Consider the following 13,264-nt stretch of genomic DNA (forward strand, 5'->3'; position numbering starts at 1 on the left):
TTAATTTGACTTCACTTCGCTGCCTTTCATGTCTGCCGACCCACTTAATTCGATATGACTGCCATTACAATCCATACGGAGCTGACTACCTGCGGACAGGCTCATTGTCTTCCCCGCAGATAGGCTGAGATTGCCTCCCGCCGTAATATTCACCTGTTTGCTACTCGCAATATGAATGCCTTCTTTATCGTCCAGTTTGATATAAATGGCGCCGTCCTTACCTGTAACGACCAGTTCATCCGGTCCTAGCCGAATTTCCTTGCCATGCGGGGTACGCCATATTTTCATTTGCGGATTGGAAAAATGGTTATGCGTACTCTTGCGATCTGCCCGTCTCACGGCACTACCTGCTACGCCGTCTTCTTCCCGACTACCGGGGAAATAGAGGGAAACTGAATCGCCTTTTTCTGGCATGACGTACCAACCGGTATGACCACCGCCACTGTACACGGTAGAATAGTTGAACCAGTGTGCTTGGTTGGTGTCCTGTTGTTCATCACAATCCAGATGAATGCGCACTTGATCCTGACGTACGTCCAGTACAATACCGCTTAATGAAGCTCCTGCCAGCTTATCCTGGTAGTAGCTTTTTTGCCGAAATCCCTGGTAAGAACCCAACACATACTGATGCCGCAGCAGTCCTTGGCTCATGGCGGTGTAGGCTTCCATCACATACAGGTTATGCCCCTGAAAATTCAACTGAGCGCCCAAGTCGAGTACCTCATCCGTTTCTACCTCATAAAAAATAAAATCATGTTCACTCAGTTTGGTCTGTTCATTCTCCTGAAAATAACGAAAAGGTAGCAACTGCTTACGTACGGTATAACGGGTATGATCCAGTATCGCCTGTGCAGGGCTGTCCTCAATACCAAAATAAAATTTGGGACTGTCAAAACGAGCTACAGGCATCAGACTCGTATGATAACGGGAGGCTATGCGTCTTAAAAAAGCCCAGTCTGTCTCCTGATACTGAATGGCAAGCCGCCCGATGGCTTCTCCGCCAGTAGCCCCGTCGATCACATCCAGCCCTTCATAGTCCTTACCAATGTGCTCTAGCATTTGAGGAATCGTCATTTTCGTATACTGAAAAGAACGAGTACGCTGCTTCATGTCCATCCGGTACGTATGGGAAATGGCTTCCACCTCCAGATAGTACACACCTCGCACGACTTTTACCTCAACTGAGAGGGCAATCCCACTAAATAGCGGCTTGCTTGCGCCAGATTCATCTTGTTGGCTGACTTCAATGATGGTATTTTTTTCTGTCGTTTCCACGTAACTGTCTTGCAAGTCTTCGGGGATAACACCTGTAAAATAAAGCCGAGTATGCTCGTTAACTTTTTTCGTTAAGGTGAGCTCTTCTAGATCAATTTGTTCATAAGGGTGAATTTGAATTTGATCGTATCCCAGACTCATGGTGTAATCATTCCTTTCTCATTTGTAGAATAGGCGGAGGGTGGAAGGACAGAAAGGGATTGAACCCAGTATTCCGCTACAGGTAACCAGACTTCGAGATCTGCCTCCAGACAGCTAAAGGAACCTATGACAACTCGTCCATTGTGGATAAAGAGCAGCATTTCGTTGTATAGATTACCGTCGATCCCCGCCGCCACAAAACGAATCTGTCCAACTGAAAGTCCGGAACAGTTGGTGACCATTTCGGTACCTAACCAGTTGCGAATCGGTTGTACAGACCGTAGAATATCCGCCATTTGCTCTACAAAATCGGGCAGTTCTTCCGCTTCCAGAGCGGTATCTGTAGGATTAAAAGTGATATTGATGGTCTCCTCAGATGAGGTATAAATGACCTTTGGTCGATGCTCTGAAGGATATTTGATTATAGCTTGCTCCATTGGCATAGGAGTAAAGGACTTGGGGATGTAGAAACCAATCTCTCCGTGTAGTATTGTAATGGGCTCCAACGTGAGATAATCATTTTCAATATGAAGTAGCTTTGTTTCTTCAAACCTGGAACCGTCCTGTTCCGATTTCTGAGTTTGAGCTGGGATGGATTTCACATTATCGTTATTAGCTGTCTTCTGATCCACCATTTTAGCTTTGAGGCTAAGTATATGCTCGTCTAGATAGTTCATAGAAAGCCCCCTTTTAGGAAAAATACGCGTTTGTACTTGAATAGGTAAAGATGAGAGGAGATATTTAAGTACAGAACCAACATATGTATTTATCGGTTAAAAGAGAGATTTAGTTTACAAAATGAACCATTCGTTGGAGGCTAGATTGTTCGATTTTAGATTCTATTTCATTCCATAACGCCTTTTTGCCGTAATAATTCGGTTGTAGTACTCCAAAGTAGGCGTTGCATCTTGATATTCCCACCAGGATATGTCGGTACAATCGGCTTACCAGTACCAACATTAAAATATCCGCCTGTCACTTCTTGATATTGGGATTCTGTTGCTAAACGAATAATGATGTCCGCTCCTTTCCGTGGGTCTCCGATATGCAAAGCGTTCAATATTTTCGCAAGTATCGAAGAAAATCCTAACTCGCGTCCAAGGCCGGTAACGTTAAAGCCTGGATTAAGTGCGTTAACTACGATTCCAGTTCCATCCAGCTGACGTCCAAGTTCTTCTGTAAACATGATATTAAGAAGCTTGGTCTTTCCGTATATCTTAGATGAACCTCTTGCGGTAAATGCAGATGTATCTGTTAAATCCTCCGGTAATTTTAATTCACCATGGTTGCGTGATGCTTCAGAAGCCACATTGACGATCCTAGCATTTGTGGATTCCATGAGTGACTTGAGTAGTGTATGCGTTAACAGCCAGGGGGCAAGATAGTTTACGGCTATCATTTCTGCCAAACCCTCTGAGGTTATTCGCTGTTCAAATCCATGTATTCCAGCATTGTTCACTAATACATCAATCTTTGGATAATTAGCTTTAATTTCATCCCCAATACGTTTGACATCTTTCATAAGAGACAGGTCTCCGAAAAAAAAGTCCACCTTTGTATTGGGCGCCAGATCTTTTAAAATATTTTTAGTCGTTTCAGCACGTTTTTCATTTCTGGCTGTTAAGACTAGATGTGCTCCACGTTTGGCTAATTCAATTGCTACCCATTGTCCAAGACCGTTAGTAGCACCAGTGATTACAATAATCGGGTATGTCGACATATAGATCATCCTCCAAATTCTTGATCCAATTACATCCATATTCATATCTACGCTTTACGGTTGTGGATGCTTTATAATGTAGATCTTCTGCTTGACACTTACCAAAGTTGAAAATATGATTGATATATATCAAGTATATGTATTTTGATTGACATATGTCAAATATATATTCGAACTCATTCAAATAAGGTGGAGACATATGGATAATAAAACTCAACATCCAGATTCTACAAGAGAGCAATTAGAACTGAATCTTGGTGAACAACTTAATGCACTTATAAGCGCGTCGCATGCACTCAATGTAAAAACTGCGGCACTTTTCGATCCATCATTACAACCTGCAGCTTTTCTAATTGTACGTTGTCTCCTGTCATACGGTCCGGCAAGCGCTACATTTTTGGCGGAATCCACCGCTATGGATCGAAGCTCTGTCAGCCGTCTTGTTACTCAGCTTAAACACTTGAATTATGTAAAAAGTGAAACTCATCCTGAGGATCGTCGGGGAGTGTTGATATCCCTGACAGCCAATGGTCGTGAAAAAGCCTTGGAAGCTTTAAAAGAAAAAGAAAAAGAGTTTTATCAACGTATTTCAACATGGGAGGATTCTAAACTTGAAGCGTTCATCGAGATGCTGAAGTGTTTTAACGGGTATGATTGCGAGGATTAATGATTCAACATAAAGCATCGTATGATGAAAAAAGGAGGCATTTTAAAAGTGAAAGAAAAAAATGTTAGGGAAATTTGAACAGTGGGGGAAGTCCCATGGATTTTCCGGGATCAAACTGTTATCTCATCCAAGTCGGATACAGACTCACAGGTTCTACGAACGACGTGGCTATATGTTTACCAAGGATCAAAAAAATTTTATAAAAAATCCCAAATAAATATATATTCACTATTTATATCACAAGGCAATGTTTGAAATGGTGCTCTTTCATTCGGGATTCATGTTTTCCACTGTATGAATACAGATTTCAAATAGGCTTAATATCGTGATATTTATCATTGAAGAAATATGTATGTTTAGCACTCTAATGCATTGCATTAAATTGACCATTGTTCAGAAAATATGAAAAGCCTTCCTTTCCATTTCATGCCTAAAAATGTCTGCTAATTAGCAGTTGTATTTAGGCGTTTTTTGTCATACAATGCATCTAATGCTACGGACTCGGTCTTAGAAACAGTAAGGTTTGGACGGTAAATAGGACGTGGTTTCCTTGTATATTTACGAATCGTGGAACTACTTTGTAGTCGTTCATTCACGACCACGTCAGTCTGAAAAATTAATAATGTTTGGGGACAGTTTTCCGGATCATTAGCGTTTGATGATGAACATATACGAAGGGGAGCGTTCTTTTGGAATCGAAACAATTAACGAGAGGGCTAAAGCCACGGCACGTTGAGTTGATTGCGCTTGGAGGTACGATTGGCGTCGGTTTGTTTATGGGGTCGGCAAGTACGATAAAATGGGCAGGTCCCTCAGTGCTGTTGGCATATCTCTTAGCTGGGATTATTATGTTTTTTGTCATGCGGATTATGGGGGAAATGCTGATTCTTGAACCGGTGACAGGCTCATTCGCTACATTTGCTCATAAATATATCAGCCCTTTAGCCGGTTTCTTGACTGCCTGGAGCTATTGGTTTTTATGGGTTACCGTAGGGATGGCAGAAGTCACTGCGATTGGGGTATATGTGGGCTACTGGTTCCCAGATATCCCGCAATGGTTGCCGGCTTTGGCAGGTGTAATTATTATTGCATTGGCCAATTTGGCGGCTGTGAAATTTTATGGGGAATTTGAGTTTTGGTTTGCGATGATTAAAATTGTCGCCATTATCTTCATGCTAGTAGTTGGTACGGGGATGATCTTCTTTGGACTTGGTAACGGTGGACAACCGATAGGTCTATCCAATCTGTACAGCCAAGGAGGTTTCTTTGCAGGTGGTTTGAAAGGGTTTCTATTTGCACTCTGCATTGTAACAGCGGCTTACCAAGGGATAGAGATGGTAGGTATTACGGCAGGTGAAGCTGAAAATCCGAAGATGACACTGCGAAAAGCCATTAAAAACATCATCTGGCGTATTTTGATTTTCTACGTGGGTGCAATCTTTGTCATTGTTACGATTTATCCTTGGAACCAAATAGGCGAGATCGGCAGCCCATTTGTTCTGACTTTTGCCAAGGTAGGAATTGTGGCTGCTGCGGGTATCATTAACTTTGTTGTACTTACAGCTGCGATGTCTGGTTGTAACAGTGGTATTTACAGTGCGGGCAGAATGTTATATACATTGGCTAAGAACGGACAAGCTCCTAAGTTTTTTGGGAAAGTTTCTCCAAGCGGCGTCCCTAGAAATAGTATAATAACGACCATTTCCTTGCTGCTGGTAGGGGTGTTATTTAACTATTTAATGCCTGATTCCAAACTGTTTCTGTATATTTACAGCGCCAGTGTTCTTCCAGGCATGGTACCGTGGTTTGCATTAGCCATCAGTCAATTTAAATTCAGGAAAAAGTGGAAGGACGAAATGAAGGATCACACCTTTAAATCTCGTTTTTTTCCGATCAGTAACTACATCACCATTGTCTTTTTGTTGCTGGTGATCGTTGGAATGTGGTTTAATCCAGACACACGCTTGTCGTTGATTGTCGGGGCAACATTTATGGCGATCGTCGTTGTTGGATATTTTGTCTTTGGCATAGGAAAGCGGCAGAGAATTGAAGAATTAGAGGAAAACTAAAAGATTGCTAAATACGTAACATTTGCCGAGCGCAATTCAGATGATCCTGAGTTCGCTCGGCTTTTCTTTTACATGACGAGGGAGGGGCTTATGGAAGGGTTGTTACTGAGGTATAGAACCGTGTGGTTATCCTGTTCGCACTACAAGTGTAAATATAGATACAAAAAAAGTGAGAACGAAAATGGAGAAGTTGATTATTGCTACACTCTTACGGTTAGCCTTAAACTCTGTAATTCCAGAAAATAAAAATATAAACCCTAGAAAAAATTGCGCGATTTTGTATGAGTCCCTATAGGTGTCTGGGTATGCGAGTGATAAAGAGGAAGAGATCATAACAACTACAGCAAATATTAAAGTGAGGATTCGGTAAATATCCATTTTCTTGAACATAGATAAGTTCCCCCTTCCTATATAACGCCTAGTACATTATATATTTTAAAGGTCAGACCGTGGGACTTCAAATAAATACAAAGGAGGGAAAATGATACTGGATATCTGCAACCGGAGCAACAACGGTTTCGACTACATAGTTCACCAATTTGGACAATACGAGACAGGCCAGTATGATGCTACTGTGAGCAATACTGCAGACTAAGCTACAAGAGAGAATGCGCATACGTTTCATGTCCACGTGTTTATATTTGAATTTATATTTTTCTAATATTTAACTGTTAATAGAATTATTGAAAAGCTATAATGCTAATAATGATTTGAGTGTATTTGGAGAAAGAGGTTGAGGGTATGTTGTTGAAAAAATGGTCATTATTATTGATGATAGGTATTCTCATGGTGGCATCTGTGGGCTGGAACGGTGGAGTATCTTATGCAGCTACAGAATATACTTGGGATAAGTACAAGGGCACTGAGGTCAAGACATATAGATTGACTGCAGTACCTGGAAGAGTCGAATATATGGATCAGGAAAGGTTTTTTGCAGCTTTAAGCCAAACCCCAAATGTGTATGGAGATTTCAGCGGCTATAAAACGGGGAAAACAACTGGAGTTGTAACCGAGAGTATAACGGATGATGTGTACAAATTTACAGTTACTGATTTTCTTCGCGATCAAGAGCCTGAGGTTGTAGAGTATATAAATCCTAGAGGCGGAATTCCTCATAGATGGAATGGAACTAGTGATATTCAAATTTTTATGAGAGGGTCAGAAGCGGCTTCTTTGTCTGAGCTGTTTTATGAGGGGACACCCAGTGAAGGACGCTTTCAATTTAATGCTAACGATATATATTTAGTTACATTCTGGTCCAGTACCGTAAGACTTATCAGTGGGATGTCTGCTGAAGCGTTAATAGAGGAAGGTCCTCACACGTTTAACAATCGGGAGCTTGTAGGTCAAGTAACCAGCGAAGATCCTACAGCTTATCCGCAAGATGGGATTTCAGAAGGTTATTATTATGTTTTTAAGGGTACGGGGAACAAAGAATCAACTGATGATGGAGATAGCCAATAAAAACAAAAGAAGAGATAACATTGTGTAGGGTGCTTTATACATGATGTTATCTTTTTTATTGTGATGCTCGCATTAGAAAATTTAGTAATAAAAGAATGTTGGAAATTTAATTCCCAATGAAAACCATTTTAAAAGATCGGGATATATGCCTTTAAAATAATGACAATATTACGGATAGAACCGTAATCTATAATTACTTTTTTTGCTGTCTTTATTCAATCCTAGGGATATTATTCCGATAATTCAAGTATATACAGTTTGGTGTTAATAGAAATGAAATTCGTTTGAAAACAAAAGAAATAATTTTCAAAATTCACACAGAAGTCCAGGTGCAAGTAACCTGATGCTATATTGTAAAGGAGGTGCAAGAATCCAAAATAATATGAAATATGAAAAAAAGTTAAAACAAATTAGGCAGTACATCGCTGCTATACTGGCTGTTTGGTTGTTCTGTATACATACTGTGCCTGTTTTTGCAAACAGGGCCTTTAACGATATTGAACATTCATATGCAGCCGATGCAATTGAAGCCATGGCTGCTCAAGGGTATGTTACGGGTTATCAGGATGGTAGTTTTCGACCTGTACATTTTATTTCGCGACAGGAGTGGGCGAGTATTTTCGCTAAAACGTTAAAGCGAACTTCGGTTAACAAAAGCGTTGCTCCTTTTAGTGATGTGTCACCATGGGCTCTACCCTATGTGCAGACCTTGCAAGCAGAGAACATTACCAAAGGAATTAGTGATCAGTTATTCGGTGCAAAACACAATATGACTCGTCAGGATATGGCAGTGTGGTATGCCAGATATTTCGGTGTCACTGAAGATACCCGTGCTTCCAATAAATCCAGTTTTGTGGATCAGTCTGATGTATCAGCCTATGCACAAACGAGCGTATGGCTGATGGAACGTTTGGAGCTGATCGAGGGGGACACGAACCATTATTTCCATCCCAAAGAGTCTGTGAGACGGCAGGATGCTACACTGGTAGCGTATCGGATATGGCTAGGTGGCGACGGTCTAAGAGAACGTGCCAAGCGTTTGCTGGAGTCATTAGGAAATGGAACTGCAACGACGAATCAGCCAGCCAGTCCACCGGATGCGAAGAAGATCGTGGTCGACCTGGCGCCAGAAATTAGTCACCAGCGTGCGAATCCGGAAATCGAAGAGCCTAAAAGCCACAGTCCAAGGCCCGATCCACCGGTATCTCCGGTAACACCTACTGAGCCTAACCCGGAACCGCCAGTTGTACGACCAGATCCTGGGCTCAAACCACCAGTGATACCGCCAGTGACACCACCTGTGACTCCGTCAGAACCACCGGACCATTCTTCGGATTTTCTAGTGGATGAGGTCGTAATCAAGGCGCCCGAGTTGGTAAATCAACCAGAAACGTATCCTTCGTATCAGCTGTCCTTTGATCTCTACAATAAAGGGCACTTGGTAAGCATTCCCGATGTTAGCGTCACAAGTGTTACTTACACATTTAGTGATACATTAGGTGTATTTGATGAACATGGGAAAATTGCGCATTCCGAAAATATACCTGCTGCTGATGATTACATTCCTGTAGAGATGGAAGTCATCATTGCTAAACCCCATCAGGTGCTTAAAGCACAGACCAAGCTGATCGTGAAAGGGAAGACTCCTCCGGTAGAGGAACCGAGTGTAATCAGGTCCGTATACTTGGCGACGTACTCCATTTCACAGGCCGCGACTCTAGACCCTAATGCCTGGAGCATGCCCTATGTATTTCAAAATGCAAAGGGAGAGGTCATACCGTCCGGTCTATTGCCGTCAGACTTGAAGCTTCGGATTGAGGATTCCAGAGGGATATTTGACGAGGATGGACATATTGCCAATCTGCATCTGATACCTGCATTGAACTCTGTCATTCCATTCAAGATTGAGGTTGAGTCACCCTCTCAGGGAATTCACTTCATATCCGATGCGGAGTTAACTGTAGTACCAGGGGCACGCAAAAAGCAATATTTTGCTATCTCCATGATGCTGCAGGGAAAAGATGCGGGCAGTACGACCACGATAGAGCAAATTGAGCAGTCACGTCAATTGCTGATGGATCACTTTGGTCCCAACGTAAAAGTGACGTGGGCTATGGAAAATAGATTTATTTTTGTGGAATCAAATCGTCCGCAGCTTAAAAAGGTTTTGGAATATGTGGATCAGTATGGCGATGAAGTCGGGATTTTGGATGGGTATCCGAATAATCTGTTTGGTCTCCCTGAATGGGAAGCACAGATGAACGAGTGGTTGTATATGTATCGTTATAATGCACTCAATGAGCTGCACCAATCTGGTTCGTTAGGATCACCTTCGGTGTTTGAAAGCATGGATACAGACCAATATCGGAAGTATCTGCCTAAATCATTAACTGGCTTTACGGTGAATCCTGAGCAGGCCCAATGGCTTAAGGATCACTTTAAGATCACCTCAGCGATGGGTTGGTCGGCTACACAGTATAATGTGAACAACATGTATGGTGAGGGTTCACCTTTGATGCCTTACTGGTCCCATAAGGATAATCCGATTGTTCCGGCACAGGGGCTTACAAATAATAGCGGTATCGTATTTATGAACTCGATTACGATTGATCCGATTGGATCACGTTATACCAAAGATTCCTCACGCTGGACTCTCCATCCGGGCGATCCATATGTGACCGAAACGGATGCGGCACCACAACTGTATATAGCGCAGCAGTATTTAGATAACCCGTATCAACGTTTGAATACAGTAAACTACATGTCCATTATTTTGGATGTCAACTGGCTTGCCAAAAACCATAACATGTCTCAAATATGGGAGAACTTTGTGAATCACTTCCCTGTTGACCGTGAGGTTGAGATTGTAGGCGTGGACGGGCTGAAACAGATTTATGAATCGGTAGCTGGATTGAGTAATGATCATACGGAGTTTTCGCTCATGTTTAGAGGCTCAGGCTTTAAGGCAGTTATGGACTCCAATAATTCACCAGCCAATCTGCGTTACTTGTGGACTGAAAACGCCTCACAGCGGATTATTTTATCCAAGGAGGATGGAGATGCGGCATGGTCCATTATTGACTTTACTGACTATACCCGAAGTCCGGTTCCGAAGATGGCATACAATCTGGATAAGAACACGGATGTAAGCTATGTCACTGGAAGGAACTTTAAGCTGCATCCTACAGCTCCGTTAACAGCAGATGAAATTCAGCGCGTAAAGGATCGTTTGAAGGAGATTTACTTTGCAGAAGAAGTAAACTATCAGTAAGGATTTTGAATGACAGATTTTTTATAAGACTTGAGATTTTATGAAAAAGGGGCGCCCATAGCCATGGAAATGGCTGTGGGACGCCTCTTTGTTTTAGAGTAAAGGTTTTACACCCATTCAATAACCTGATCTACAGAGCGCCGGGTTTTGCCGCGCGGCTCGTTCAGACGGTATCCAAATGCCACCATACAGGAAATACCGAAATGTTCGGCATCCATAATGCCTTCTTCGGAGAGGATGCGTTCGATTTCCTGTTTATTAAAACCTTCGATAGGACAGGAATCAATGCCGATTTGAGCTGCGGCAGTCATCATGTTGCCCAGTGCGATGTAGGTTTGTCGGCAGCCCCACTCGAACAAGGCTCTTTTATTTTCCTCCAGCCCAAAATCAGATTTTAGAAAGGCATCATACACTTTCTCTCTGCCTTGAATCACTTCAGCGGGTAATTGCTGTACGTTCTCCATCATACTCTTGATATAATCGGAGGAGGCTACCATATCTTCAGGAAGTCTAGAGAGGATGAGTACAAAATGGCTGGCTGTTGGCAGTTGTTTTTGCGCCCCCCAAGAGTAAGGCAGCAGCTTCTCACGCATAGCTTTACTCTGAACGACAACAAATTTCCAAGGTTCAAAGCCAAATGAGCTTGGAGATAAACGACCGGTTTCAAGAATAAAATCAAAATCGGAATCGCTAATTTTCTTATGACTATCAAATTCCTTCGTTGCATGTCTGAACTCGTATGCAGATAAGATTTGATCTTTAGTAGTAGTTAAGGTTTCCATCGTTATTCCACTCCTTATGGATGTGATTAAAATTGACGCTTACCAAGTGACATGCTTAATATTAGAATATACATGACCGTTTTTGAAGTACGCACATTAATGTGCTGTAGTATATAAAATGATACCAAGGAGGAGAAAAGCCTATGCGCAATCGGAAAGGCGGCTTTGGGGAATGTACCGCTGGAAATGATCAGGCGTGTCCAGTTGAGTTCACGCTGGACGTGATTGGGGGCAAATGGAAAGGGATTATTCTATATCATCTTATGTATGGGACTAAGCGATTTAGTGATTTTCGGCGGATCTGTCCGGGAATTACTCAGCGTATGCTGACACTCCAATTGCGCGAGCTGGAAGAGGACGGAGTCGTTCACCGTGAAGTCTACCAACAGGTTCCTCCTAAGGTCGAATACTCTCTAACTGAATTTGGAAAAACGCTGATCCCGATTATTAACCTGATGAAGGATTGGGGAGAAGAATATAAAACAAAACAGCGATCATCAGAAAGCAGCCTTCAGCAGCCTAGCCCCAATGTGTAGGTTTTTGAGACGGCTCCAAAGACCTGGCCATCATTTTGGCAGGTCTTTTGTTTTTTTAAGTGAAATGATGCAAAGTTCGTTTTTCAGTTGACATCAAGGACGACGCTTGATATATTTCTTACGATATTGATAATCATTATCATCTGTATTGGAGATCATCTCCACAATATATAGGGGGCTAATCAGTTGAAAAGAAAATCGTATTTTATGATGACAGCTATGTTACTTGTATTGTCTGTATTCATCAGCGCTTGCGGCGGAAATAATAATGGAAGTAGTCCGGCTTCATCTTCAGAAGATAAGCAAGAGTCGGCTACTACTGGAGAGACTAGAAGCTTTAAAACGGTTAAAGGGGATATTCAAATTCCTGCTAAGCCACAGCGCATTGTAACGGATTTTTACGGCGGAGAATTGCTGTCCGTGGGTGCTAACGTGGTGGGTGTGGAGCCGACTGCGTTTCAAAATCCTTTTCTGACCGATTTGCTGAAGGAAAAAGGAACGAAAGAGGTGGGTGATCCGACCAATTTGGAAAAGACGCTGGAACTCAAACCCGATCTGATCGTGGTTATGAAGGATACGAATTATGAGGCTTTGTCTAAAATCGCACCTACCCTGTACATTCCTTACGGTACGACGACTAATATCTATGATACGGTCAAGCTGTTCGGCGATATCACTGGGGAAAAGGAGAAGGCCGAGCAATTTATTACTGCATTTGATAAAAAGGCCGCTGAAGGTCGCGCACGTCTTAAAGGTGTGATTGACGAAAAAGCAACTTTCGGTCTGTATGAGCTGACGGACAAGCACGCACTTTGGATCTTTGGTGACAATGCGGGTCGCGGCGGCCAAGCTGTATACAATGCGCTTAAACTGAACATGCCAAAGAAAACAGTGAACTCCAAGGAACAAACGGTGCAGCTTTCGATGGAGGTATTGCCACAGTATGACGCAGATTATATGTTCCTGACTACGTATGACCCCGAGAAAAAGGGTGACGCGCTCAAGCAACTAAAGTCGTCCGCTGTGTGGGGGAATCTTCCTGCGGTGAGGAACAATAGAGTGTTCTTTAACGATTTTGATACGTATTACCGCTATGATCCAATCGCTATTACCGGGCAAATTGATATGATCGTAGATATGCTGGTCGAAAGAGAAAAAGAGAATAAAGCTAAAGAATAGATGTGAGATTCACATGGATAAGCACTTCACTACACGGACAGCTGACCGGGGTGAAGTGTTTTTTTGTTGAATTACTGAATAACAAAAAAATGACAATACGAAGTATAATAGACCAATATGTGATCTTTCTAATCTTTTTCAAGAGAATAGTAATGTGCTG

10 protein-coding genes and 1 pseudogene are annotated in these 13,264 nt (G+C 42.3%); 7 read left to right on the forward strand and 4 right to left on the reverse strand.

Annotation, left to right across the window (positions count from 1 at the left end; genetic code table 11):
• The 3 genes from NLX74_RS18775 to NLX74_RS18785 all read right to left on the reverse strand — a co-directional run bounded on the left by NLX74_RS18775 (position 1) and on the right by NLX74_RS18785 (position 3,136).
• Positions 1-1,416 carry a phage baseplate assembly protein V gene (locus NLX74_RS18775; protein WP_235307354.1) on the reverse strand — a complete coding sequence of 472 codons (1,416 nt, stop codon included), beginning with the start codon at positions 1,414-1,416 and terminating at the stop codon, positions 1-3.
• Positions 1,413-2,093: a hypothetical protein gene (locus tag NLX74_RS18780; RefSeq protein ID WP_254329618.1), complete on the reverse strand. Its 681-nt coding sequence runs from the start codon at positions 2,091-2,093 to the stop codon at positions 1,413-1,415. The genes NLX74_RS18775 and NLX74_RS18780 overlap by 4 nt, the downstream gene beginning before the upstream one ends.
• A gap of 167 nt (positions 2,094-2,260) precedes the next feature.
• Positions 2,261-3,136 carry an SDR family NAD(P)-dependent oxidoreductase gene (locus tag NLX74_RS18785; RefSeq protein ID WP_254329619.1) on the reverse strand — a complete coding sequence of 292 codons (876 nt, stop codon included), beginning with the start codon at positions 3,134-3,136 and terminating at the stop codon, positions 2,261-2,263.
• A 199-nt stretch (positions 3,137-3,335) separates the two neighbouring features.
• On the opposite strand from NLX74_RS18785, the gene NLX74_RS18790 reads away from it, so the two are divergent.
• The 5 genes and pseudogenes from NLX74_RS18790 to NLX74_RS18810 all read left to right on the forward strand — a co-directional run bounded on the left by NLX74_RS18790 (position 3,336) and on the right by NLX74_RS18810 (position 10,607).
• Positions 3,336-3,803 (forward strand): MarR family winged helix-turn-helix transcriptional regulator, encoded by a 468-nt coding sequence (locus tag NLX74_RS18790; protein ID WP_061831604.1) that lies wholly within the window; start codon positions 3,336-3,338, stop codon positions 3,801-3,803.
• Between the two features lie 73 nt (positions 3,804-3,876).
• A pseudogene (locus NLX74_RS26035) lies at positions 3,877-4,020 on the forward strand (N-acetyltransferase); the annotation flags it as partial.
• Positions 4,021-4,492: 472 nt separating this feature from the next.
• Positions 4,493-5,872, forward strand: a complete 1,380-nt coding sequence (locus NLX74_RS18800) for an amino acid permease (protein WP_235307357.1) — start codon at positions 4,493-4,495, stop codon at positions 5,870-5,872.
• 741 nt (positions 5,873-6,613) lie between these two features.
• Complete coding sequence (locus NLX74_RS18805; RefSeq protein ID WP_254329620.1) at positions 6,614-7,336, forward strand: hypothetical protein; 723 nt, start codon at positions 6,614-6,616, stop codon at positions 7,334-7,336.
• Between the two features lie 382 nt (positions 7,337-7,718).
• Positions 7,719-10,607, forward strand: coding sequence for an S-layer homology domain-containing protein (locus tag NLX74_RS18810; protein WP_254329621.1), 2,889 nt, complete (start codon positions 7,719-7,721; stop codon positions 10,605-10,607).
• A 107-nt stretch (positions 10,608-10,714) separates the two neighbouring features.
• Here NLX74_RS18810 and NLX74_RS18815 read toward each other — a convergent pair whose 3' ends face one another.
• Complete coding sequence (locus NLX74_RS18815; RefSeq protein ID WP_061831600.1) at positions 10,715-11,389, reverse strand: NAD(P)H-dependent oxidoreductase; 675 nt, start codon at positions 11,387-11,389, stop codon at positions 10,715-10,717.
• Between the two features lie 143 nt (positions 11,390-11,532).
• On the opposite strand from NLX74_RS18815, the gene NLX74_RS18820 reads away from it, so the two are divergent.
• Both NLX74_RS18820 and NLX74_RS18825 read left to right on the forward strand, forming a co-directional pair.
• A complete protein-coding gene (locus tag NLX74_RS18820; protein WP_165179453.1) occupies positions 11,533-11,925 on the forward strand; it encodes a winged helix-turn-helix transcriptional regulator in 393 nt (130 codons plus the stop codon).
• Positions 11,926-12,111: 186 nt separating this feature from the next.
• Entirely contained in the window at positions 12,112-13,104 is a 993-nt protein-coding gene (locus NLX74_RS18825; protein ID WP_254329622.1) for an ABC transporter substrate-binding protein, read from the forward strand.
• Positions 13,105-13,264 lie beyond the last annotated feature (160 nt).

Source organism: Paenibacillus sp. MZ03-122A (assembly GCF_024213325.1).
Taxonomy (GTDB): Bacteria; Bacillota; Bacilli; order Paenibacillales; family Paenibacillaceae; genus Paenibacillus; species Paenibacillus polymyxa_B.